This window comes from Parasediminibacterium schistidii (genome assembly GCF_046546515.1).
In the GTDB taxonomy this organism is placed as follows: Bacteria; Bacteroidota; Bacteroidia; order Chitinophagales; family Chitinophagaceae; genus Parasediminibacterium.
Genome location: NZ_JBKHKJ010000024.1, coordinates 20221 through 45482 on the forward strand (window position 1 = coordinate 20221; position 25262 = coordinate 45482).

At 39.1% G+C, this 25262-nt stretch carries 23 protein-coding genes; 6 read left to right on the plus strand and 17 right to left on the minus strand.

Annotation, left to right across the window (positions count from 1 at the left end):
* Positions 1-174: 174 nt before the first annotated feature.
* From ACHFIY_RS13820 to ACHFIY_RS13870, 11 genes are all read right to left on the minus strand, one after another.
* Positions 175-1425, minus strand: a complete 1251-nt coding sequence (locus ACHFIY_RS13820; RefSeq protein ID WP_410846694.1) for a glycosyltransferase family 4 protein — start codon at positions 1423-1425, stop codon at positions 175-177.
* Positions 1426-1646: 221 nt separating this feature from the next.
* Positions 1647-2798 (minus strand): glycosyltransferase family protein, encoded by a 1152-nt coding sequence (locus ACHFIY_RS13825; protein WP_410846695.1) that lies wholly within the window; start codon positions 2796-2798, stop codon positions 1647-1649.
* Positions 2799-2848: 50 nt separating this feature from the next.
* Positions 2849-4003 (minus strand): hypothetical protein, encoded by a 1155-nt coding sequence (locus tag ACHFIY_RS13830; RefSeq protein WP_410846696.1) that lies wholly within the window; start codon positions 4001-4003, stop codon positions 2849-2851.
* Positions 4004-5089 carry an exostosin domain-containing protein gene (locus ACHFIY_RS13835; protein ID WP_410846697.1) on the minus strand — a complete coding sequence of 362 codons (1086 nt, stop codon included), beginning with the start codon at positions 5087-5089 and terminating at the stop codon, positions 4004-4006.
* A 223-nt stretch (positions 5090-5312) separates the two neighbouring features.
* On the minus strand, positions 5313-6116 hold the full coding sequence (locus ACHFIY_RS13840) for a glycosyltransferase family 2 protein (RefSeq protein WP_410846698.1): 804 nt from the start codon (positions 6114-6116) through the stop codon (positions 5313-5315).
* Between the two features lie 94 nt (positions 6117-6210).
* Positions 6211-7074 (minus strand): alpha-mannosyltransferase, encoded by an 864-nt coding sequence (locus ACHFIY_RS13845; RefSeq protein WP_410846699.1) that lies wholly within the window; start codon positions 7072-7074, stop codon positions 6211-6213.
* A gap of 8 nt (positions 7075-7082) precedes the next feature.
* Positions 7083-7847: a hypothetical protein gene (locus ACHFIY_RS13850; RefSeq protein ID WP_410846700.1), complete on the minus strand. Its 765-nt coding sequence runs from the start codon at positions 7845-7847 to the stop codon at positions 7083-7085.
* A gap of 226 nt (positions 7848-8073) precedes the next feature.
* Entirely contained in the window at positions 8074-8568 is a 495-nt protein-coding gene (locus ACHFIY_RS13855; RefSeq protein ID WP_410846701.1) for an acyltransferase, read from the minus strand.
* Entirely contained in the window at positions 8561-9826 is a 1266-nt protein-coding gene (locus tag ACHFIY_RS13860; RefSeq protein WP_410846702.1) for a polysaccharide biosynthesis protein, read from the minus strand. Before ACHFIY_RS13860 ends, ACHFIY_RS13855 begins: the two co-directional genes overlap by 8 nt.
* Positions 9827-10029: 203 nt before the next feature.
* Positions 10030-12372: a polysaccharide biosynthesis tyrosine autokinase gene (locus tag ACHFIY_RS13865; RefSeq protein ID WP_410846703.1), complete on the minus strand. Its 2343-nt coding sequence runs from the start codon at positions 12370-12372 to the stop codon at positions 10030-10032.
* A gap of 158 nt (positions 12373-12530) precedes the next feature.
* Positions 12531-13217, minus strand: coding sequence for a polysaccharide biosynthesis/export family protein (locus tag ACHFIY_RS13870; RefSeq protein ID WP_410846704.1), 687 nt, complete (start codon positions 13215-13217; stop codon positions 12531-12533).
* A gap of 853 nt (positions 13218-14070) precedes the next feature.
* On the opposite strand from ACHFIY_RS13870, the gene ACHFIY_RS13875 reads away from it, so the two are divergent.
* Entirely contained in the window at positions 14071-14949 is an 879-nt protein-coding gene (locus ACHFIY_RS13875; RefSeq protein ID WP_410846705.1) for a DMT family transporter, read from the plus strand.
* 73 nt (positions 14950-15022) lie between these two features.
* Here the strand turns inward: ACHFIY_RS13875 and ACHFIY_RS13880 are convergent, their stop codons facing one another.
* Entirely contained in the window at positions 15023-15664 is a 642-nt protein-coding gene (locus ACHFIY_RS13880) for a DNA-3-methyladenine glycosylase family protein (protein ID WP_410846706.1), read from the minus strand.
* 33 nt (positions 15665-15697) lie between these two features.
* Here ACHFIY_RS13880 and ACHFIY_RS13885 point away from each other — a divergent pair, with 33 nt between their 5' ends.
* From ACHFIY_RS13885 to ACHFIY_RS13900, 4 genes are all read left to right on the plus strand, one after another.
* Positions 15698-16123, plus strand: a complete 426-nt coding sequence (locus tag ACHFIY_RS13885; protein ID WP_410846707.1) for a MarR family winged helix-turn-helix transcriptional regulator — start codon at positions 15698-15700, stop codon at positions 16121-16123.
* A gap of 55 nt (positions 16124-16178) precedes the next feature.
* On the plus strand, positions 16179-17063 hold the full coding sequence (locus tag ACHFIY_RS13890) for an NmrA family NAD(P)-binding protein (RefSeq protein ID WP_410846708.1): 885 nt from the start codon (positions 16179-16181) through the stop codon (positions 17061-17063).
* Between the two features lie 88 nt (positions 17064-17151).
* A complete protein-coding gene (locus ACHFIY_RS13895) occupies positions 17152-17886 on the plus strand; it encodes an SDR family oxidoreductase (RefSeq protein WP_410846709.1) in 735 nt (244 codons plus the stop codon).
* Positions 17887-17948: 62 nt separating this feature from the next.
* On the plus strand, positions 17949-18170 hold the full coding sequence (locus ACHFIY_RS13900) for a DUF2795 domain-containing protein (protein ID WP_111293716.1): 222 nt from the start codon (positions 17949-17951) through the stop codon (positions 18168-18170).
* Between the two features lie 124 nt (positions 18171-18294).
* Here ACHFIY_RS13900 and msrB read toward each other — a convergent pair whose 3' ends face one another.
* Positions 18295-18780 carry a peptide-methionine (R)-S-oxide reductase MsrB gene (gene msrB, locus ACHFIY_RS13905; RefSeq protein WP_410846710.1) on the minus strand — a complete coding sequence of 162 codons (486 nt, stop codon included), beginning with the start codon at positions 18778-18780 and terminating at the stop codon, positions 18295-18297.
* A 256-nt stretch (positions 18781-19036) separates the two neighbouring features.
* Here msrB and ACHFIY_RS13910 point away from each other — a divergent pair, with 256 nt between their 5' ends.
* Positions 19037-19621 carry an adenylate kinase gene (locus ACHFIY_RS13910; protein WP_410846711.1) on the plus strand — a complete coding sequence of 195 codons (585 nt, stop codon included), beginning with the start codon at positions 19037-19039 and terminating at the stop codon, positions 19619-19621.
* Positions 19622-19695: 74 nt separating this feature from the next.
* Here ACHFIY_RS13910 and ACHFIY_RS13915 read toward each other — a convergent pair whose 3' ends face one another.
* The 4 genes from ACHFIY_RS13915 to ACHFIY_RS13930 all read right to left on the minus strand — a co-directional run bounded on the left by ACHFIY_RS13915 (position 19696) and on the right by ACHFIY_RS13930 (position 25036).
* A complete protein-coding gene (locus tag ACHFIY_RS13915; protein WP_410846712.1) occupies positions 19696-20709 on the minus strand; it encodes a tetratricopeptide repeat protein in 1014 nt (337 codons plus the stop codon).
* A gap of 285 nt (positions 20710-20994) precedes the next feature.
* Positions 20995-22230, minus strand: a complete 1236-nt coding sequence (locus ACHFIY_RS13920; RefSeq protein WP_410846713.1) for a DUF1015 domain-containing protein — start codon at positions 22228-22230, stop codon at positions 20995-20997.
* 686 nt (positions 22231-22916) lie between these two features.
* On the minus strand, positions 22917-24077 hold the full coding sequence (locus ACHFIY_RS13925; RefSeq protein WP_410846714.1) for a threonine synthase: 1161 nt from the start codon (positions 24075-24077) through the stop codon (positions 22917-22919).
* Positions 24078-24136: 59 nt separating this feature from the next.
* Positions 24137-25036 (minus strand): LysR substrate-binding domain-containing protein, encoded by a 900-nt coding sequence (locus ACHFIY_RS13930; protein ID WP_410846715.1) that lies wholly within the window; start codon positions 25034-25036, stop codon positions 24137-24139.
* Positions 25037-25262: the final 226 nt, after the last annotated feature.

Genomic DNA, 25262 nt, shown 5'->3' on the forward strand with positions numbered 1-25262 from the left:
TGAAAATAAGAGCCATATTTTACAAAGTTGGGATTGATTTGGGACTTGTGCAAAAGTACAATCCTATATGGGGGAAATATGCCCCCATGGATGCCCCAAAATGCCCCCATGATGGGGGAAAAGCTGAATTACAATGACATATACTCATCAGCATCGCAAAAAAGAATTAGCCATTTATCTATTCAGGTACATACGTAAATCGGCTGCCATTTCATCGCCATATTGCTGCCATGTCCTTTTTTTTGCTGTTTCTTTGGCTTGGTTGCTTATTTGCCCTAAAGTATCTGGGTGTAACAATAAGCCATCAATTACTTTAATAATGTCTTCTGTATCCCCTGGCTTCACTAGCCAGCCGTTTTCGTTATGCCTGATGAAACTTTCGCCAACAGTTCTGTTGGTTGTTACCACAGGCGTGCCTTGCGACATTGCCTCTGTGATTACCAAGCCAAAACCTTCAAACAAGGATGGGAAAATAAGCACATCGTGGTTGTGCATGGTCTTTAGTATCTCATCGTGGGGCAGGGTAGGTATCCATTGGTGTTTTTTAATATAGTCATCCAAAATTTTGCAGCCTTCCGACGCCTTGCTGCCTACAATGGTCAAAGTTACCTTTTCTTTAAAATGCTCAACTGCTTCAAATAGGCTGGCAATACCTTTTCTTTGTGTTAGCCCCCCCACATACAAGAGCTTTAAAGCCCTTTTGCCATCATATTTTGGCAGGGCTTTTTTTGTTTCATTTACTGGTGGGAAACCATAAGGGACAATGACCTTTTTGGTATTTGCAATTGCTTTGTTTTGCTCCAGCGTTTTGGCTGTAAACGCACTTGCAACATAAATCACATCTGCCAAGGCAAGCTCTTTATCTTTTTTCTCCAATTTCTCGTCAGAATCTTTAAAGCCCGTAATGGTTGCAGCCCACTCTGGCCTGCGTTCTTTCTCTTCTGATAATAATTGCCTATACGTTTTCCAATAACCAATAGGTAGGTCGTACGCTTTTTTAATCCCCAATGCCGATGCTGCGGAAAAAGTGTTCAATGCACAATCTTCGTAGCAATAGGCTAGCCCTATGTTTTTACTTTTTTTTCTTAAATAAGCTGCTGCTTTATCGTCAATATACCGCCCAACGCCATCAATGCTAAAAATGCCTGTTTCATGTTCGTTGAAACGATTAATACCAAGCTTAGGCAAAGCAAACCGCATCAATTCATACAGCGGGAACTGCTTTGTAGTTGGCTTGAGTATTTCGGCAAAACGCCTCCTTTCAAATTCTTTTAAAAAACTTGTTTTAGCTAATTTTTCCAAGAAGCTATTATCGTACACGGCAATGGAAGTGATAAATGTTTCTATCATACCATCCTCAGCCAAAAACCTCGCAAGGTTTTTTACGTTTTGGTTGCCGATGGGATGTGTAAATAAAATTTTCATTTCAAGTAATTTGCCACAAAGCCACAAAGGCTCAAAGTAGCACGAAGGAAATAAAGAAGAAAAAGAACCTATAGATTAGCTTTCCTTATAGGGAAATTGCCACGAATGCACGAATAAACACGAATAAAAGCATTAGTACCCATTAGTGCATTCGTGGCAACTAAACTATCCTATTTCTTTTACTGTCATGTACGACAGAAGGGCGGGGGCAAGCCCAGCCCCTACGAAAGGCGGCCGCTATGGGCATTTGAAAATATGGTATCCATGACATTTAGGTTTTTTTGTCCAAAATATTTTTCAATAGCCGTAAGCCAAGTAATATCAGTAACACTTAGGCTTAAAATGGCATCAAATGCTTTAAATGTATCTTCTTTATCATTTTCGCACAACATAATGCCTGTTTCTGTTGCTGCTAAAAATTCAGCGAGCGAACTTTCTTTTGGACCATGACCAAGTATGGGGCGGCCTGCCAGCACATAAGTGCTCAACTTGGTAGGGAGGCTTGTTTTACTGAAAATCCTGAACCGCTTTTCAAAAGGGTACATGCAATATACAAAGTTGCATATTGCCAGCTCTTTTACCACAAACTCTTCGTTTGATGTCTTGTAAATAGTTATATAATCAAGATTAAGATTGGGGTTGCTAAACTGGTGCCCCCAAACGTGTATTTTTAAATTAAGACCTCTAAGGATAGTGAACTCGTGTAGGTTTTTGCAAAAGTTTAGAAACATTTTTTCAGAATAAAGAGACCCAATATGGCCTATATGTAAATCCTTTGAACCTTCGGAGGAAACCCCTATGCCTTTTATTGTTTGGTTTAATGACAAAAAGCGGTGGCAAATTTGCCCTTTCCTATCCGTCATTTTTAAATAATATTCCTGCATCCCTTTGCTTATCACATCAAAACTGCTAACAGCCTTTATAGCTTTGATGGTCATGTTGTTTGCCTCGGCTGACATTAACCTATAGCGGAAAGAACGGGCGCACAAAGCACCTGCCCAATCGTCGTGTATGGTTAAGTGTACTGGTATTTTTTTTTGCGCATTGGCTAATTCCAATGCTACCCTTATCCCTTCGTTGTGGGAAACAACCCAATATGCATCGCAGTCAACCTGCAATAACCTTTTTACTATTTCGTCAATTTCTTTTACTCGCTTGCCAGCTAACATTTTAAAGGTTTTGACTATGTCAGCAATGATATTGCCACCCATAAAGCTGCTGCCTATATAACCTGCTTCATAACCGCTTGCAGCATTTTTGGCAACATATATCCACTCGATATTTGCGTTGGGCAACGCATTTACTAGGCTTTTTAAAATTACAGCCCCTCCTCCTGTTGATGGCGAGTGGGCACTAAACAAACAAACCCTCATTGATAATTGATAATTGATAATTGGTAATTGATAGTTACCAATTAAGGTTACTAGTAGGTATTTTTTTGCTGCTTGTTATCAAACAAAAACAGCAATTGCTTTGAAACTTCATTTAGTTCTTCAAATGCTGGTACCTTCCTTTCAGATAACAAAAACGTTTCTAAGCCACCCGGCACATACTCGTATATACTGTAAAACCTTTTATTCAGGTATGATTTTAAGGCTGTATCTATTTCACTTTTTTTAGCCAAGCTAATAACACTTAACCCATGCTCTAGCATTGCGGCAACAGAGCCACTTTTATCTATCTTGGAATAGATGGTGGTGGTTAAACCAAAATCTAGTGTGCTTAATAGTTTAGATACTTCCTCGGCAGTAATTTCCTCATGGGCAGCAATATCTATTTTGTGTTGCTGGCATACCGATGTAAAATATTCTTTTTGCTTGCCACATCGGCCTATCAATAGCAGCTTAGCGTTGATATTGAATTTACTGCAAAATACTTCAACCTCACTTGCAAAAGAGGCTACATCGTTTTTTTCGTGGATGGTACCAAATATCCCAAAACAGATAGTGCTATCAGGTATATTTTCTACAGCGGTTTTTACTTTTTGGGTTTTAAAGTCAATGCGCCTTATATTAGAAAACAAAGGAAGTATAGTGGCACTCACCCCTAATTTAGCCAATTGCTGCGCATATAAAAAGGATTGCGTTGTAACTAATTTCACTTTTGCTTTATGAATAAAAGCTTTAATCAATATCCTTTGAAGGAAACCATACAATAATTCTTTTGCTGAACAGTCTTTGTCCATCCCAACCCATAGCTCATGAAACATGATATGCACATGGTGGTTGCTGGTAATGCTGTTTACATATTTCCCGAAGAAAAAAGGGAAGCCTTTGTTGTTGTAAGCAAAAGGGACATATTGCAAACTGATCCAGTCGGGCTTTCCTTTCTCAACCCAATTTTTGGCAATGATAAAGTTCAGTTTATATTGCCGATTGTATGGGATGCGTAGTATTGCTATTGGGGTTTGGTCATAATGCTGGGTTTCTTCTTTTTTGGTTGCAACAAATTTATCCATCAAGCTGATGATAGTGGCTTGGTGCCCCAAACGGATAACCTGCCCGGCAAGGCGGCGGGTATAATCGCCTACGCCATCTTTCCCCTCTTCCATGCACCCACAAACAAAGACAATTTTCATTTATTTTATAAAATGCTGCATGTTTTTAAAAAAACCAACTGGCGATAAATATTCCAGCCAAATAGCCCTAGCATTTTTTTGCATTGCTAAAAAATCGTCATTGGAAATATTATTGTGAAAATCGGCTACAATATTTGCGATATTGTCAATATCCTTTTCTTCTACCCACACGCAATACTTTTTCCAATCTATAATATGGTCGAAAGGCAAAACACAATCTGTATTTAAAAAAATGGGGATGCGGCCGCAGCAAAGTGTTTCAAAAAAACGCACTGAATTATTGCCAATGCCCCTTACGCAAAGCGTATAATCGCTATTGACAATGTTATTGATGAAATTAACCCTAAATTCTTGGTTGGTTTCGTTTGTTGCCCCACTATTTAGCCCTATGGGCCCAAAACCAAAATTGGGCTTTATCCTAAAATTGGAGGTTATTTTTTTTGATTTTTTTAAACCAATCAACGCCCTGGACCTGTAAGAATGAGAAGACAAAGCAGGGAAATGTTTCATCAAACCCAAATAGTTGGCAATTAGCTTAACAGCGGATATTAGCTTTTCTTTTCCAAATTTAACCTCCAGTGGGGGCGAATATCCCGAGAAGCCGATTACAGGTTTTTCTGTTTTGTTCCGCAGGGTTATGTTACCATCTTTGTATTTTTCTATAAAATCCTCAAAAAAATGTGGCCATGAATACCGGTTGGCGGGCTGGGAAGACTTATTCATAGCACCATCAAAAATGATTGCGTTTTCTATCGGAACGGTTAAATTATGTATGTCATGCCCTGTGAAAACAAAGATTTTTTTACCAGATGCTTTAACCTTGCCTAAGTAAGCTGAAAGAGCAGCTTTTGCATTTTCCTGGCCATTTTTTATGGGGTAATTTACTGGCAAGATGGCCACATCGGCATCTTCAATGTTGTCAACAATCTGTAAATAGCCTTTACCTTCTTTGAACCATTGATTGTACCTGCCACAAATAACATTGTTTGGGTTGGTGTCGTATTCATGCATTCCAATAAATGGAATCAACATTTCAATACTGTCTCCATATTGCAAAATATCAAAGTCGGTAAATATTTTTAACATACTTAGGTATTTTTTTGAGCCACAAAGGCACAAAGACTCAAAGCGGCACGAAGTTTTTAAAGGAAGAAGAAAGGAAAAAGAAGGGAAATTATGTTATAGATGCTTAAAATTTTTCGCATTGTTTAGTTAGACTTCACCCCAAGCCGACCTCACCCCAGCCCTCTCCAAAGAGAGAGGGAGCAAGAACAAAAGCGAGGAGCAAAGCAAAAAACATAGCCAATAGCTATACGAAAATTAAAATAAGGCTAATATAAAGGTGTTCTATATAATAAGCATACCCCTTGAAATGGAACTTTGCCAACTGCTTAAACCCAGAAAACGAATAGCCAATCAAAATTTTAAGCCGTGTTATCCTGTAATTGTATATCTCTTTAGGGTTTCCATGAATTTTATTAAAATGCTTGTGCGAGCGTATATGTTTTTTGAACGAACCAAAGGGTTTTGCCTTTCTCCAAGGATGAACTACGCAGGCTTCGGGCAAAAAATAGATTGTTGCTTTTTGGCTCACCCTCATGTAAAAATCTATATCTTCCATTGCGGCATAAGGGAAGGTTTCATCAAACCCGTTCAGCGTCCGAAATAGGCTGCTGCTTATGGCAAAATTGCACGACCACAATTTTCCGCCTGTGAGGTTAATTGGTGCTTCCTCATCAAATCTTAACTGCTTGCGGTCTGCCTTGGTTAAGCCTTCATACACCATAAACTCATTGGCAATAAATGCATCAGCATACGTCTTTAGCCAATTTTCGGAAGGCAAACAATCGTCATCAGTAAAAACCAGCCATTTCCCTTTTGCGTTTTTGGCAGCAATGTTCCTGTTTGCGGCAGGCCCTTTTTTAGCCCCTGCAAGCCATGTAGCCCAAGGATATACTGCTACTAATTCCTTGGCTACATTTCCGTGGCTGTCATCAGTAATGATAACCTCGAATGGTTGGTTTATTTTTTCAATATTCAGTGCCAAGGCATCTAAACATTTTTTTAATAAATCGTTTCTATTGTAGGTAGGGATAATGACAGTAAATAACAAAACGTTGGTTTAATTTAACTAGGTTGTGGAATTGCCACAAAGGCACAAAAACACGAAGAAGCACAAAGTTTTAAGGGAAGAAAAAAGAAAAAAATTATACTGATTTTAAAACTTCTTTTATTTTTTTCAGCTTCTGCAAAAAAGCTATTTTGGGTTTCTTTTCATTTTTTATTTTTTCGTCCCATTCTTGTTTTTCAACATCCGTTAAATATTGGTAAAAAAGTTCATCAACCGCCCTAGGCACACACATGTTGCACCCAGCCCAATGTATTAAGTAAGGCATCTTTTCCTGTTCCACCCAATATTTTTCAAACCCTGCATCCACATAATCGCCTGCCCAGGTTGATTCCATGTTAAATGGTGGCAGTGTAATATTAGTTATGGCTACTTTGCTCTTTAGCACCAATATATTGATACCTGCTTGGTCCTTGTAGTTATAATTATTGGTAAAAAGCGTTTCCCTAAAATTGTTTTCACAATAGTTAGTAAGCATATTTTCGTCAGGATACAATACCTTATCACATGCCCATTGCCCACTATTAAATACCAATTTATGCCAAGTGGTGGTTTGATTTTTGTATGCTACTATCGTTTCATCTGTTGTCGTATGGGCTGGGTTGTTCCAGTGTAAACAAGAAGTAATAAACCCTTTGTGTGTTTCCAAAACTTCTTCCGGATTTTTCTGGAAAATAATATCGCTATCAACAAATTGATAGTTTTTTACTGTAAAACATTGTATTTTCTTAAATGCTGGCCATAGTTTATTTTTCTCTATCCAAGATGCAATTGGTTCCATATCCCACCAAATACAATTGTCTGGCAATTCAAAAAGCTGGTTGTCATACGGTATCACCCAAACAGGTAGTGTGCAGCCCACCGCCCTTAATGACCTTACCATCGCCAAGAACCGTAACTGGCTGTTGCTATTAGCAATTGTAATAATTTTATCTAATACCATATAGAAAACTAATTAAAATGCCAACGCCAGCCATATTGCCACATTTTGTGCCTTACGGGCGATGTGTAATGCCGCAAAGCAATGTGTGATGGCAAATAAGGGGTATCGAAACTAAATTGGTCGCCAGTATCCAAAATAAACGTCCTAGCGTCGAGGCTTTTGGCATTTTGCTTTTGAAAGGCATATTCAAAAGCTAGCTGCTCTGTAAAATAGGCATTAAAATCACCGTTTAGGCTTTTAAGAAATATAATTAAGTCGTTATTGTCAAAATCAGTATTAAACAAAAAGAAGCCAGAATTTAAACGGGTAAAAGCATTTTCAGTGAACCATTTTGAATCATCATCAGATAGCGTGTCTGCCATAAACCAATTATCGGGTTTAATCAATGGCGATGTAATATATTTTTTGAACTTGGAATAAAATATTATATCAGAATCAGCATATATTGTTATCCCCTTTTTTGGATGGTTGATAATGGCATTTAATTTTTTTGCAAGAAAGTACTTGTTATTGCAATCATAAATTACATTGTCAATGGGTTCGCTATTGTCCCAATCCAATATTTCACAGAATGGGAATAGGGAAAGAAGCGTTTTTTTATCTTCTTCCGTATAGGTTTTGTCGGTATAAATAGTCCATTTTGTGGGCAACCCTACATAATAGAGAAATGAAAAAATGGATAGTATTTGATCGGGAATGGATACTTTTCCCGAAAAACTAAGCATATCTACTTCTATCGGTTTTAGGGAATTATTGGCTTTAATAAAAGACATTATTTGCTTAGTTCTTGATAAAAACAATGACCTTCTATACTTGGCAATATTTGTTGTTACAAGCCAAGTGATTTTATGTTGAAAGGGAAGCCTAAAAGCCATGTGCTAAAAAATTGATTTTTTCGCCACAAAGGCACGAAGCCTCATAGTGGCACGAAGAAAAGAAAGAAAGATTACCACTCATGCGCAAGTTTGGTTAATTTGCCACAAAGGCAAAAAAAACTGGTTATATAATAACCTCCTTTATTTTCCTGGCAGGATTGCCTACCCAAATCTCGTTCGACGGCACGTTTTTAGAAACTACACTTCCAGAGCCGATAATTGAATTATCGCCAATAGTAATTCCCGGCAATATACACGCATTCATCCCAATCCATACATTATTGCCTATTTTCACTGGCTTGCAGTGCTGCCCTATATCTTTTGGGTCGTTTACCCTGTTAGCCGAGTTGATGATATGATTGATGGATGAAATGCCACAATTGCTTGATATTAAACAATTATTGCCTATTTCCACACCATAAGCACTATAAATAACAGTGTAAGCACTAATAGACGAATTGTGGCCAATGGAAAAGTTGTCAGGTACTAGTATAGTACAGGTAGGGTCAATAATTACATTGTTCCCACAATATTTAAAGAATGAACGGTAGTTATCCCATTTAATCTTTTGGATTATCTTCTCTATTTTGTTTACTACCAGATAGGAAATACTAAACATAAGCCCCTTTTTTAAAACCCACCATTGAAATGCTTAACTGTAATAGCAATACCCCAATGTTTACCAATAGCCCCATTTCTAAAACGCCCATTGTTGTAGAGATATTTAAAAATGCGATTGACAATATTTCAATCAGCACAATGATTACTATATAGCTTATAGATGCCCACCAATATACCCATTTTAGCACGCTGCTCATTGTCCACAAGGTTACGGACCAATACCCAATGGTAGAAGACAAAACCAATAAAAATATATAATCGTTATTGAGGTAGGTGAATTTTTTTCCTAGAATACTTTTCAAGAAAGACGGAAAAAAATAGGTAAATACCAAAATGCCCCCCCCTATACACAATGCCCCTATAAAAACAGTCAAATACTTTTTAAGCAAAGCAGTTTTGTCAGACTTGGCTATGAATGGCGCTATCACCAAAGAATTAAAAGAGTTGAAAAACAGGAAGAACTGGGAAAGCTTGCCTAGTGCTGCTATTTCTGCAATGCCCGTAGATTTTCCAAATAATGAAATCAATAATATTTGAATTTGCCCGTTCAGGGCATTGAAGATGATGCTAGGCAGCAAAGGCCTTATATACCTGAATATTTCTGCTATGTGTTCATGGGTACTATTTTCAATATCAATGGAAATGTATTGCTGGGCAATTCTTTTATACGTCATCCCATTTGATAAGTACGCAAGGGCATTTAAAGATATGATGCATAAGGCACTAATAATGCCTATTTTGAACAGCAAAAAAGCGGCAACCAATTTCACACCTGCCATTATTAGCTGTGGCTGAAATAGTTCCGACAACCTTTTGTGCATTACCAGCACCGAGTCGTAAACGCTACAGTTTGCTTGCCAAAAAACACCTAGCAATAAAGGCGTGAATATTTCCAACACTTGAACCAAACCCCAATTTTGTTTTTTAGCAATAAAGGGTATGATGATACAAGAAAGCACAAGGCTTGCCCCAAAAAAGTAGCTCCTCAACTTTCTTGCAGCTGCAACATAACTGCCAACAACTATTTTGTCGTTCCATTTAGTACCTACCAATGCTATAATGCTGCCCGTGAACCCCAAATCAGATACGCTAAGGATAAGTGTTTGGAAACTAAATGCCACGCCAAATATTGCTTGCTCGCTAATGGGCAGCCACCTTAGCAAAAAGAACCCTGTAACAACATTGATGATTTGTAAAAGAAGCTGCCCTTTTAAAAAACTAAAGAAATATTTTAAACGATTTTTATGTTGTAGCATTTAAGAAATTGGTATTCGAATCACCACATAAGTAAGAAAAAGAAAAAGTGATTGCTTTAGCCACAAAGGCACAAAAACACGAAGAAGCACAAAGAAAAAGAAGTTTATAAGGTATTGTATAACATGAGGCAGGTTCTTTTTCTTTTCTTTTTTTCTTTCCTTCGTGCCACTTTGAGCCTTCGTGCCTTTATGGCGAAAAAAAATTATTTGCGCCAGCTTAAAAACCTACTAAAAAAACCATTCACCCCTTTAGGCGCATCATTGGTGTATTGGTAGCTATACTTAGCGTATTTGTATAAATTGTAATCGTAATTACCGTTGTGCGATATATCGTTAATTACAACTGAAAGATTGTTAAAACTGCCATTGCTAACTAGCTTATCTATTTGCGGCAGCACCTTTTTAGAGGTAAATCGTTGCCTTACAATATATAGCCCGATGCCTGCATAACCTGCAATTGCTTTTGCATCGCTAATTATCCCAATTGGCGGGGTATCTATTATAATATAATCAAACTGCTTGTTTAGCTCGTCAAACAATGTTTTCAGTTTTTCCGACAGCAACAATTCAGATGGATTGGGGGGGATCAAGCCGCAAGGTATGATGTATAGGTTGGGTTGAATTTCGATAGGGTGGATTATCTCCTTTATATCCACTTTTTCATTATTCAAATAATAAACGATGCCCTTTTCCTTCTCACTTATTTTCAAAATTTGTGATAGCTTTGGTTTCCTTAAATCCATTTCAACCAGCAATACTTTTTTATTGGTCAAGGCCAGTGCCATGCCTAGGTTAATGGATACAAAAGACTTGCCCTCGTTTGGGGTAGTTGATGTAATCAATATCGATTTTGCATTTTTTTGCTTTAGTTCAAACAAAACATTGCTTCTCAGCAAGCGGAAGTCTTCGTTTATGTTGTCCCTGTCTATCCCGTTCACGGCAAAATATTTGTTGTTTTGGGTCCTTGATATTTCACCAATTACAGGAACATCTAAAACAGATTCCACATCAAATTTGGTTAAAATGTTTGCATAAAGCGAATGGAACAAATAAATAATTAAGGTTGGCAGCATAAAAGCAATTAATATGGAAGCAGACCAGATGGTGTTTTCGCTTGCCCCTAACCTGTTTTCTATGCTTGCAGTTTGTATAATATAGCTATTGCTTTCAGAGCCTGCCAAGGAAAGGCTTAGCTCCTCCTTTTTCTGCAATAAATACAAGTACAGCTTCTCTTTTATGGCTTGCAGTCTTTCAATCGAAGCTAATTCCTTTTCTATTTCTGGCAGGCTGCTCAAGTTGTTTTGAATTGCCAAATATTCTTTCTCTGTTTGCTTTACGGATAGGTTGATAGATTTTTTTATGTTTTCAAGGTTTTCTTTAATCTTTATAATCAAAGAATTTAGCCTGCCCTCTACCAATTTCACGTTGCTGTTCTTCGGTTCTGCGTCCTTTAAAAGGTCTTCCCTTAGCAAGGCATTAGTATTGTACAATTTAATGATTTCAAGCAAGGTTGCATCTTCCACGCCTAAGGAAGAGGGTATCAGCGAGTATTTTTTTGAAGGGTTGTTTGTATAGTCTAATATTTGGTTGCAAATCATTTCTTTCAATTTCAGTTGCTCCAGTTTGTTTCTATCAACAACGGAGGCTTCCTCGTCTGACGTGCTTTGCCCTTTGATATTAAATATTTTATTATTTACCTTATACTCTTTTATCTCGGTTTCTATTTTGCCCAGATCATCTTTAATGTCGCTAATCCTGTCATTCAAAAAGCTAATAGAATTTTCTAAATTCCTGTTTTTAAGGTTAAGGTTTTGCTTCTGGTACTCAGCAATAATAGCATTCAGCAGTAAGGTGTCGCGTTGCTCTATATTGTCCAAAAGCGAAACGCCTATCACGGACGCATTGTCGCTAATAGCTTTGGCAGACATGCCATATAAAATATTTTTAGCAACAATTGGGGTAGGTACCCAACAAATGAGTAATTGCTTTTTTGAAAAGGCCTTGTCAATATTTAGTTTTATAGAAAATTTATCCGTATTAAATAAGCTATTGTTAGGGATATGGGTTTTCTTTTTGTTGTACTCAATATCCAGCCCCTCATTGCCATCATTAACCAATAGAAAAGTAAAAAAAACAGAAGAATCTTTAACCGACTTGAATTTAATATTATTAAAAAGCAAATCTTGGTACACCTCTTTCTCGCCAAACAGTGTTTTTTGTTTTATAATAGTATTATAACCTATTTTATTAATTACGGCTTCTATCAATTTAGTGGACTTGAGCATTTCTATCTCATTGTCTAAATTGGGCTTTGAAATACCGTTTAGTGAGCCTGCGGCATCGTCAGCCACATCCAATTTTGCACTATTTGTGTTATTGGGTTTTATTAATATCCTTGCCGATGCTTGAAAACTCACCGATCGATTGTCGATAAAAAGCTTCGTCAATAGTATCATTAAGCATAACGACAAAACATAATAATACCACTTCATTAGATATTTCCTAAAGTCTAACTCGGGCTTATTCAATATTATGTCCTGTTTCAATATTCTTTTAATTAAGTAAAGTTTTTAATACTACCCACTACTTTTTGGCCACAAAAGCACAAAGAAAGATAAGTTTAAGGGTATTGTATAATACGAAGCTGGTTGTTTTTCCTTTTTCCTTAGTGCCGCTTTGTGCCTTCGTGGCAAATCAACCAAAACTACCGTTTAAAAATATTCACCAATATAGCAACTGTTGAAATAGCGGCCATCAGCAAAGAATAATCCCTGTAACGATTGTTTTGTACCACATCGTTTGCCAATAACTTTTCTTTTTTAAACTCCACATACACCACATCACCCTGTTTTAAATTATAAAACGGCGATTCAAAAAAGTTTCTTTTGGTAATATCTACCCTGCCAAATTGCTTCGTGCTATCTTTATTTGTTCGTACAACTAATATATTGTCCCTCTTGGCAAAAATGGTCAAGTCGCCGCTTTGTGAAATGGCTTCTATCAAATTTATTTTGCCGTCACTTACCCTTATGGTTCCTGGCTTGCTTACTTCCCCTAAAACATGCACTTTAAAATTCTGCAGCCTTACTTGGGCAACCGGGTCTTTTACATACTCCTTTAATTTGTTTTCTATAGCGGCCTCTGCATTGGGGATAGTTAACCCACTCAGTTTTATTTTATCCAGTTGAGGCAGTTTTACATAGCCATCCTCGTCTAAAACATAGCCCCCGGCATTGCCAATTTCCGTATTATCAAAAAGAAAATCTTTTGCATATAATTTATTTAAAGTACTAATTTTTATAGATAAGATATCTCCAGGTTCTATAATGTAGTTTTCCTCGATACTTTTTATGGCATTTTTATTGCTTGTACTGTCTTCAAAATACACCATTTTCTCACCTAAGTGCCTTTGATTTGTACAGGAAACAATAAGAAAGGATATAATAAAAAGACAACTTAATTTCAATTTAACGATCATCATTTGTAGCTTGACAATTTGCGGGTAAAAAACAAATTTACACTTGAGCAGGGTATGATGAAATAAAAAATCAATTTTTTGGATATTTCAGTAATTGCTGGAATTTTGCAGCAATTGCACAGCTTCGCCACCTCACTCACATATTTAATTTTTGTGAGTGTTTTTTTTTGTAAATTTCACCTATTATTAAAATTTGACCTAAGTGAAAAATAAAATGGTTTGGTTTTAATGATTAAATTAGTAGGAATTTAATGTTTTAAAATTGTACATTCAAAAATTTCTACTTTCATTTCTTTGATGGGAAGTAGGTATTAATATATATTGTTACAATAATAGTAAAAAAAATCAAATATTTTTATTTTTGTGCCATAACCCTCTAACCCATTGACAAACCTGCCAAAAACCTATTTTGCCGTTTAAAATTTGCATAGCTTCTAATTTAATAACATTCCCGCCAATAAAAATTGTTTTTCTGCTACTCAAAATATTTTAGGCGTAAGCCATAAATGAAATAATAATGCACTATCGGCTAACCTAAAACTTGAATCCGCACTAATAAAAAGATGAGTATAGAAAAAGTACAATAACCAAGAATTTTAATCCTGATAATCTAACTTGTACAAGATGCAACAAAATTAAACGAAGGTTAAACCTGAAAAATACCCAATATTGGGTATTTTTCAGGTTTAACCTTCGTTTTCCTTATAGTAAGGCTGCATGGGGTTTTTGTTTTGCCCAACCTTACCTTTACACAAAATATCTGCTTTTGAAAGACAGCTTTATGAATTGGGTGTTGTTTGTTGTGCTATCCTTGATATGGGGAAGCTCTTTTTTGCTGATGAAAATAGGCATGGAAAGTTTGGCGCCTTATGAGGTAGCTGCCCTGCGTATATTAAGCGCCGGGGTAGTGCTTATACCCTTTTGTCTTAAAGCATTTAATGAAATACCATCCAATAAAATAGCCATTGTGTTCCTGTCGGGGTTGATTGGGAATTTTTTCCCAGCTTTTTTGTTTTGCCTAGCAGAAACAAAACTAAACAGCTCCTTAACAGGCATGATCAATTCCCTTACGCCGCTTTGTACCGTGGTAATAGGTATTTTGTTTTTTAAAATGATGGCTGGGCTGCAAAAACTGATAGGCGTATTAATTGGCTTGGCAGGGTTGTTTTTTTTGGTATCTCCAAACGGGCAATTGCATTTTGAGAATTTTAATTATATATCACTGGTATTGCTAGCTACGGTTATGTATGCCGTAACTGTAAATATGGTGAGCCGCCACATGGTTGGCATTGGCTCTATTAATATTGCTTCCGCAGCGTTTGTTATGCTAATCCCTGCTTGCCTAGCGGTGCTTTTGGCCACTGGTTATTTTTATAAGCCGCTTGGGCAAATGGCGTTTATTAAATCCACGGTAGCTTCCTGCACTTTAGGCATTGCAGGCACAGCCTTTGCAACGGTATTGTTTTACAGGCTCGTAAAACGTGCTGGGGCATTGTTTGGCTCCATGGTTACCTATGGCATCCCTTTTATAGCCGCTGGCTGGGGCATTTTTTATGGCGAAACCGTTACTTTGTTTCAAATAGGCTGCTTGGGCATTATTTTAAGCGGTGTTTATTTGGTGAATAAGAAACCTAAATCGATATAGTTGAGGAAACATTGGTTAAGGGGCAAGCTGATGCAAAAACCCAACCCAATTATCAATTATCAACTATTAATTATCAATTGATATTGTCTTTCCATCTCCATAAATGCAGGCAAGCATAGCTGCGGTAGGGCTTCCATTGGGCAGACAGTTGCAGCATATCGGCTTTCAGCTTCTTTTTATCCGAGGCATCTAGGCCATACAACTGCTGTATGGCTTGCTGAATACCTAGGTCGTCCACCGCAAATACATCCTCCCGCCCTAGGGAAAATAGCAGCAACATTTCCACCGTCCATTGGCCAACGCCTTTTATTTGGGTTAGAAGTTTAATGATTTCATAGTTTTCCATGCCCAGCAACAGGGTATCTGTAATTTTATTTTCCAGGCAAAAGGCGGCTACATTTTGAACGTATTTTACCTTGTTGTTGCTTAACCCTATTACCCTTAATTTTTCAAAAGGTGTGTCTATTACTTGTTGAGGTGTGGGTTCTGCACCATTGTACAACGCTAAAAACCGCTTGAAAATAATAGACGCCACTTTGGTGTTTAGCTGCTGGCTCATGATGCTGGCAATCAACCGCAGGGGTATGTTTTGGTGCAATACCAATTGGTGGGTGGCTGTGCCAAGGATGGTAGCCAGCTTTTTGTCTTTCTGCAAGTGGGCAGTATATTCCATTGGTTGAAGATAAACTTTTGAAACAAAAAAATATTTGTACATACAAATAAAACTACTTTATATTTGCACTATCAAATGAAGACGACGGAAAGTAAATATAACCAGTGCCTCTATTTTGCAGCCAATGCATTGGCCAGGAAAGTAGAAAAACTGGCAATTGAAAGCTGGAAGCCTGTGGACCTTTCGCCAAGCCACGCTTATTTGCTGATGATGGTACTAGAAGAACCCGGGCTGCAGCCGGGGTGTATTGCTAACCATTTGCAGCTTAGCCCAAGCACTATTACACGCTTGATAGAAAAACTGGAAGAGAAAAAATTGGTTATCCGCATTACGGAAGGCAAAACAACAAATGTGTTCCCTTCACCCGAAGGCAAAGAGCTGATGCCTATGCTAAAAGAATGCCTTACAGATTTCTCAAAAAGCTCGTGCGACATATTGGGCAAAGAAGAAAGCAAAAAGATGGTTTGGAATATGTGTACACTGGCCGATAAGCTGAGTTGATTTTTTTTGTTTAATCATTTGTATATACAATAATAATTCTTTAAAACAAACCAGTATGAATTATGTTATCACAGGTTCCTTGGGGAACATAAGCAAGCCAATAGTTGCGGCATTGGTTGCAGCTGGCCATTCGGTAAAAGTAATTACTAGCAGTGCAGACAGGGTAGCTGCCATTGAAGATCTCGGTGCTACAGCATTAGTAGGCTCCGTGGAAGAAGCAAGTTTTGTGAATAGCTCGTTTGCAGGGGCAGATGCTGTTTACCTGATGGTGCCGCCCAAATGGGCAGTAGCCAATTGGCTGGCCTACCAGCAACAAATATCAGACAACTATGTAGCTGCCATAGCTGCCAACAATATAAAATATGTGGTGCAGCTAAGCAGCATTGGGGCGCATTTGCGCAAAGGCGCAGGCCCTATTGACGGCTTGGGCTACCTAGAAGAAAAACTAGCGCCCTTAACGGATGTAAACTTGCTGATGCTAAGGCCTTCGTACTTCATGAACAATTTATATGGCATGATTGGGTTGGTAAAACAAGCCAATATTTTCGGGGCAAACTTTGGTGGCAAAGAGCCGCTTGTGCTGGTTGACCCAAGCGATATTGCTGCCGTGGCTTCAGAGGCATTGCTGCACTTTGCTTTCAAAGGGCATTCCATACAATACATTGCTAGCGACGAACGCACAACAGATGAAATAGCCGCCATACTTGGCGAAGCCATTGGCAAGCCAGGCACGCCATGGGTAGTGTTTACAGATGAACAAAGCCTTCAAGGAATGCTGGGGGCTGGCCTTGACGAAGAAATAGCCAATGGCTACACGCAAATGGGCAAATCGATAAGGGAAGGTCTGATACAAGAAGATTATTTTAAACATAAGCCTGTATTGGGGAAAATAAAGCTGGAAGACTTTGCAAAGGGTTTTGCAGCGGCTTACAACGCATAGCAAGAAACGTTTTTTGCCACAAAAGCACAAAAACACAAAGCAGCACAAGGAAAAAAACAATCAAATCACCAATTTAAAATTAAATAAAATGAGCAAAGTAGCATTAGTTACCGGTGCCAACAAGGGCATCGGGTTTGAAACAGCCAAGCAATTGGCACAAGCAGGCGTAACTGTTTTGGCAGCATCCCGCAACGAAGAAAGGGGCTTGAAAGCAGTAGAAACATTAAAAGTCCAAGGCGTAAGCGTTACGTTTTTACAGTTGGATGTAGATAGTGATGCATCTGTACAGGCAGCGTATGACTACATCAGCAACAAGTATGGCAAACTTGACATACTGGTGAACAATGCTGGCATCATTGTGGAAGAAGGCCACTTTGGCGACAACAACGTTACTACTATTGAAGAAAAAGCATTTAGGCAAACCTTTGACACCAACTTCTTTAGCGTTGTGAAACTTACCAATAAATTGCTTCCTTTAATAGAAAAAAGCGAAGCAGGGCGTATTGTAAACCTAAGCAGCATTTTGGGTTCTTTAACGCTTCATAGCGACCCCGATTCTCCTATTTATGCCTCTAAGCTGTTTGCATACAACACGTCTAAAACAGCATTAAATTCGTACACCATCCACTTAGCAGCAAAATTGGCTGGCACAAATATCAAGGTAAATTCTGCACATCCTGGCTGGGTAAAAACAGAACTGGGTACCGATGCCGCACCGATGAGCATAGAAGATGGGGCAAAAACTTCTGTGGCACTAGCCCTATTAGGCAGCGATGGCCCTACAGGCAAGTATATCCACTTAGGTCAAGAACTGCCATGGTAGGTTTGTAAATTAACATTTGGAAATTTAATTTATAGAGTTACATTTGCAAAAATTTTGAAGCTATGTTTTGGACCCTAGAATTAGCCAGTTATTTAGAAGAAGCTCCTTGGCCGGCCACGAAAGATGAATTGATTGACTATTCAATTCGTAGCGGTGCGCCTATTGAAGTAGTGGAGAACTTGCAAGAACTAGACGACGAGGGCGAGATATACGAGAGCATTGAAGACATTTGGCCAGACTATCCTAGCCAGGAAGATTTTATGTTCAACGAAGACGAATATTAATAAGAAACTTTTCATTACATCCCTTTTGCACAAAAAGAGAGGCTGCTCCATTGCATTGCCTCTCTTTTTCTGTTATGCCTACCCTACCAGCCATTTACTTAGCTTTACTCAAACATAATTATTCCTATCCCTTTTTGGCTTTTTCTGCAGCATTGTATTTTTTCTCTGCATCCTTGGCTTTTTCAAAATCAAGTACTACGCCATTGATACAAAAACGCAAGCCTGTAGGGGGCGGGCCATCTTCAAACACATGACCCAAATGTGCCTTGCAGCGGCCGCATTGTGTTTCTGTACGACTCATGCCGTGGGTGTTGTCGGGCGTGTAAATAATAGCACCCTTGCTGATTGGCTCGTAAAAACTAGGCCAGCCGCATCCGCTTTCAAATTTGGCATCGCTTTTAAACAAAGGGTTACCACAGGCGGCGCAATAAAATGTGCCTGCTTCTTTAAAATCCTCGAATTTGCTGGTATAAGGCCTTTCCGTACCCTTTTGACGGGCTATATAGTAAACCTCTGGGCTTAGTACTTTTTTCCACTCCTCGTCTTTCAGGTTTACTTTGCTGCTGTCTGTTTTTGAATAAACAGGGTTGTTTGTTTTTGCATTGTCCATATTTTTTTTATTTACGGTTGTTTGGGAATTGCAACTCTGGAATATAAAAGTTGCCGCTACTAATAAAAAATTTGTTGTTTTCAATTTTTATAATTTACAGTTATATCCTTTTTTTTACTAAAGCTAGGCTTATTTAACTGGATACGCATGGGATGAAAAGCCTTACAAAAAAAACAATTTTATTGCTGTAAGGTTTTGTTAAAGCATATTTCGCAGCAATTGTTATATTCGCACCTAAAATAGCAGGATACTGTACATGTTTAATATCATTTTATTTGGCCCCCCGGGCAGCGGCAAAGGCACACAGAGTGAAAAACTGATAGCTAAGTACAACCTCAAGCACCTATCTACGGGCGATTTATTGCGGAGTGAAATTGCAGCAGCCACGCCACTTGGCATCGAGGCTAAGAAAATGATGGATCAAGGTCAGCTAGTGCCAGACGAAGTGGTGGTAGGCATGATAAGCTCGGCACTGGATGCCAACCCACAGGTAGCAGGGTTTTTGTTCGATGGTTTCCCACGGACTACAGCACAAGCAGAGGCATTGGACAAATTGCTGAAACTAAAAGGCACGTCTATAGGTATTGTGTTAGCACTGGAAGTTGGGGAAGAAGAAATAGTGTCACGCCTACTAAACAGGGGCTTAACCAGTGGCCGTAGCGACGATACCAACGAAACCATTATCAGGAACAGGATTACAGAATACAAGAACAAGACATCTATTGTAGCCAACTATTACACGGCTACCGATAAGGTAAAACATATAAAGGGGGAAGGCAGCCTAGATGAAATATTTAGTGCCCTATGTAAAGAAATAGAGGCAAAAATGCCTCAAAAATAGCTCTCGGAGCAAACTGCAAATGAAGGAAGCCCCCTCTGTACTAACTACAGTTTGGGGGCTTCTTATTTTTATACCTACTTATAATATTCCCCCGCCGGCTGCCTGTATATTTTGTTTTGCTGGAATGCTTTAAAAAAATTCAACTCTTTATCGTGTGTGTTTGCCCATCCCTGATAAGCCTCTGGGCTAGCTGCCTCGCCAAAAATCCATTGGTTATACGCATCAAAAAAACCTTCTTTTACTAGGTATTGGTTATTGTCGAACAAATGGAAAGGTGTTTTTTCGTTTTGCTTGCTGTAAAACCAATCTAAGATAAAGCGTGTACGCAAAGCCCCTAGGCTTTCAGCATCTATACTGTTTTTCACCGCACTTTTGCTAAGGCTGATGGTTTGGTACCATGCTTTTTGGAAATCGGAGTTGGCAGGGTTTGCTGCTAGCTTGTCCAACTGGTCGCCAGCCAATATTTTTTTATAGGCATCCAGCAGTTTTACTTTGATAGTAGCAGTATGTGCGCTGTAGCTATCAAGGTTGATAAAAATTTCCCCATATTGTATTACCCAGAACAAGTCTATCTGTACTTTGCTGTAATACATGGTGGCATTGTAGTAATTGTTGCTATAGTTAGGGTCTGCTTTTATGCCAGTCTCCCACTGCAAAATGGCATCTGACAATTTATTTTGCATGGCAAACAATTCGCCATATTCATTGTACAGTACCCCGCTTGATGCAAATTTTACCAAGCCTGCCTTGTACAATGCCTCTGCCTCTTTGTAAGCAGCTTTGCCCTTGTATGCAAGGCCTAGTGTTTGGTATACCTGCACATTGGCTTTTGGGCTGGCTATCAATTGCTTCCCAAGCTCAATGGCCTTTGCATAATCTTTTTGCAGTACCAGCAGGTAGCAATAATCGGCAAGGGCATCTGCATTGTTGGGGTCTTGCTTCAATAATGTATTATAATTGATTGCCGCATTTTCAAAATCGCCATGCATCATATAGGTTCTTGCAGTTTGGTACAAGCTAGTAGCCGGCTGGGCAAAAGCTGCAAAAAAGGAGCTTGAAAGCAGCATAGAAAAGATAAATTTTTTCATTTCGTTTTGTTTTAAGCCTTTATTTTAAAAAGGGTTACAAGTACATATTATAGATACTTATAACCCTTGTATTGGTGCATTGGTAAAGTTAATAAATTAATAAAACTATGCTACCCAGTGTTTATTTTGCCACAAAGCCACGAAGGCGAGAAGAAGCACTAAGAAAAAGAAGAAAAAGGATTATATGCTTTGTATTTCTTCTACCATTAGAACTTTGTGCCTCTTTGTGGCGTCGTGCCTTCGTGGCAGATTAACCAAACTTGCACCTAGTAGTAACATAAAACTTTATTCATAAATCAAGTGCGTAAGCACACCGTCCCTTAGCTTAGGCTCGAACCATGTGCTTTTAGGGGGCATAACGTTGCCACTGTCGGCAATATCAAACAATTGCTGGATGGTTACAGGGTACAGGCTAAAAGCTACTGACATGTCGCCGCTATCAACCCTCTCTGCAAGTGCTTGCAAGCCCCGGATGCCGCCTACAAAATCAATACGCTTGTCTGTGCGAGGGTCAGCTATGCCTAGGATAGCATCCAAAATATTGTTTTGCAGTATGGTAACATCCAATATGCCAATTGGGTCGGTTGTGTAAGTATTTTCCTTTGCCGTTAGTTTGTACCATGAACCGCCCAAATACATGCCAAACTCGTGCAAATTTGTGGGTTTTAAAGGGGTGTCGCCTACCACTGTAACAGTAAATTTCTCATTCAATGCATCTAGGAATTGCTCTGTTGACAGGCCATTTAGGTCTTTTGCCAAGCGGTTGTAATCCATGATGTACAATTGGTTGGACGGGAACAAGGTAGTAAGGAAATAATCGCTCCCCTCTGTTGCATCGTTGCCCAATGCTTTCCTAACTTTTGCAGCAGAAGCAGCACGATGGTGGCCATCGGCTATATAAGTGAAAGGTACTTCTGTTTCAAACAGGCTGGTGATTTTTGCCACGGTTGCATCGTTGCTAACCTGCCAAATGGTGTTTTGTATGCCATCGTCTGCCAAGAAATCGTACAAAGGTGCATTGTTGGCTTTCCAATTGACAATCAACGTATCAATAGCTTCAACATTTTTATAAGCCAAAAACACATTGCCTGTTTGCGCGCCAGAAGTTTTAATATGGTTTATCCTATCCTGTTCTTTTTCAGGGCGGGTAAACTCATGTTTTTTGATGATGTCGTTTTCATAATCATCTACGCTGCTTACACATACTAGCCCCGTTTGGCTACGGCCGTTCATAATTAATTGGTAGATATAATAACAAGGCTTGCTTTCCCTTATCAAAGTCCCATTTTCTATAAACGCTTGTAGGTTTTCCTTTGCCTTTTCATATACTTCGGGGCTATGTATATCAACCGTTTCAGGAAGGCTTACTTCGCTTTTGGTAACCCGCAGGAACGAATAAGGGTTGCCATCTGTTTCTATGCGGGCTTCTGCACTGTTCAATACATCATAAGGCCTGCTGGCTACTTGCTTGGCAAGCTCCGCTACAGGGCGCAATGCTTTAAAAGGTTGGATGTTGCTCATATTGAGTTATACGTTTTTGAGTTGTACGTTATAAGTTGTATAATTGTTGTATTTGGCAACTTTTGGAAAGTTACCAAATCAAGTTATCGAATCTAACAGAGCAGTTAGGCGAAAAACTTTTATGCCCCCTGCAAAAGTAGGGGTAGGCTGGGTATATAAAAAAGGAATAAATTTGTTTTAGGGTAGTATAAGGTGGGCGTGCAAAGAGGTAATTATTAGCGATGTTTTATAAAGGGTTGAAATAACAGAAACTCTGCTGGCAGCAGGCTTGGCAAATGAGGCACGAAAACCTAACCAAATATAGTGATGGCTATTTTGTTGATAGTTTTCCAGGTGCATAAAAGCATTCCGCTTTTGGTGTAAGCAGGTTTATAAATGTGTGATAATCCCATCGGGATTTTACGTTTATAGAAATCAACCGCTGCTATCGTTCGACCTAAGCGGGGTCGCAGGTGTTTGCAGGCCAATTATTTTCTATAAACGTTTGATGCCAGCGGCATCAGAGCCGACCATCAAATCAATATAAAGAGGCATTTAAGCAAAAAACTCCTATGCAATCAATATTCATGGTAAATAGGCTCGAAAAGCCCCAAAGGGGTGTCATATACTAGCGATGGGTGTAGCCCATCGAATAAGGCGTGTTAAAACAATGCCCAATAAATTTTGGTCTTCATATCCCGCCCACTTTACCTATACTTGTACCAGGATCCTGTATTGAATAGCAATACGGTTTCGTCTTCTTTTACCCAGTCTTTTTCTATCAATTTTTTCAGCCCCATATAAGTGGCGCTGCCTTCTGGCGACAGCAAAATACCTTCTGAGGAAGCTATTTCATGGATGCCTTGCTCCATTTCATCTTCACTTACGCAGATGGCTGTGCCATTGCTAGTCCTTACGGCTTCTAAAATCAAGTCCTTGGCAAATGGTCTTGGCACTGCCAAGCCTAATGCTTTTGAAGGAGTGGCTATATAACTATCGGGTATAGCACCGTATTGTAATGCCTGTATCATGGGGTTGCAATTTTCTGTTTGTACTACTACCATACGGGGTAGCTTTCCGTTTATCCAGCCCATTTCTCTCATTTCCCCAAAGGCTTTCCACATACCTATCAGGCCTGTGCCACCGCCAGTGGGGTATATGATTACATCGGGCAATTGCCAGTTGAGCTGCTCGGCTATTTCGTAGCCAAGTGTTTTCTTGCCTTCTAATCGGTAAGGTTCTTTCAGGGTACTCATGTCAAAATACCCTTTTTCTTGCTTTAGTTGCCCTGCTTTTTTGCCGCAGGCATCAATTAGCCCATCCAATAAAATCAGTTCTGCGCCATATAGCCTGCATTCTTCTTTTAGCGTTTCGCTGGTGTGCTTGGGCATGATAACAGTGGCTGCAATGCCAGCTTTTGCGGCATAAGCACTCAATGCCCCGCCCGCATTGCCAGCAGTGGGTATCACTATATGCGCTATGTCCAGTTCCTTTGCCTTGGAAACAGCGGCACTAATGCCCCTTGCCTTAAAAGACCCAGTAGGGTTTAGTGCTTCGTCTTTTAGCAGTATTTTGTCTATGCTTAGTTTGCCTGCTGTTTTTGATAGGTTGTAAGTGGGTGTCCAACCTTCGCCAAGGGAAACGAGGTTGCTTTCATCCAGTAATGGCAACAAAGCTGCATACCGCCACATGGAACTAATAGAGGTATCAATTGCCTCTTTTGAAACTTGATTGGTATTATAAGCACTTAATAAAGGCTGATTGCAACAAGTAGCAAATGTTTGTAAGCTATATATACTATATTGTTTATTGCACGATGGGCAATACAAATGTGTAATAGTCGAAAGGGTTGCTATATCCTGTTCCATGCAGTAAAGCTAAGTGGAATGATATAACTACATTGCTCACAAGTTATTATGAAGCATAACTAAATGTTATACTCCTTTTTAGCTGTCTTGATAAATATTTTGTTCAGGTTGCTGTTCTCACCCATTCGTTGAATGAAATAAAAGCTACGTTCTATATTCAGTCCTTCAAATTCTATACTTACCAGCTCGCCATAGCGCAGCTCTTTCATTACAGAACGTTGTGGCAAAAAACCAAGGCAATCCGATTCAATGATAAAGTTTTTCAGGGCCTCTGTACCACCTAGCTTCACTTTTACCTGTAGTTCATTTTCTTTTATGCCGTGCTGTTCCAGTACAGATTTTAAAACTGCCAATGTGCCGCTGCCCCTTTCCCTTAGCGCAATGGGCATTTGGGCAATGTCTTGTATGGTATAAATCTTTTTTCGTGCCAAAGGGCTTTTGGCACTACAAACGGCTATCACCTTATCAGTGGTAAAAGGCATATAGTCTATGTTAGACAAACGGCCATTGCCCTCGATAATGCCTAGGTTAATTTCTTTGTTTATCAATGCATTCAATACCGATTCTGTATTCCTGTTCAGCACACTAATATCAATATTCGGGTACTGTTGGTGGAATTGCGACAATACTTTTGGTAAAATATACAATGCCACTGTGGTGCTTGCCCCCAGTTTTAGCCTGCCCTCTACCTGCATGGCATTGCTAAGCAAAGATATATCGTGGGCAGTTTGTTCCTGTATGTTTTTTACCTGCAATAGCTTTTCAAACAGCAGGCTACCCACGGCGGTAGGTTCTATATGCAGCCCCTTGCGTTCAAACAGCTTGGTTTTGTATTCCTGTTCCAGTGCCTTGATATGCTTGCTAATGGCTGGCTGCGATATAAACAACACCGCCGCCGCCTTGGAAAAACTTTTTTCCTTGGCTACTTGAAGAAACACTTCATGTCTGGTAGAAAGCATGGTGTAAAATTAAAGGATTGTATTTAGCCACTAAGGCATAAAAACACGAAGAAGCACAAAGAAAAAGAAGTTTAAAGGTTATTTGGATACGGGGGCAGAAAAGTTTTTTGCTTTACAGATCTAATGCACAGCATTGAGCCGAGGGCATCGGCATCAAACGGGTATAGAAAATAATCAATCCATAAAGCACATGCGCCCCCCGAAGGAGTCGAAGGGAAGCTATTTT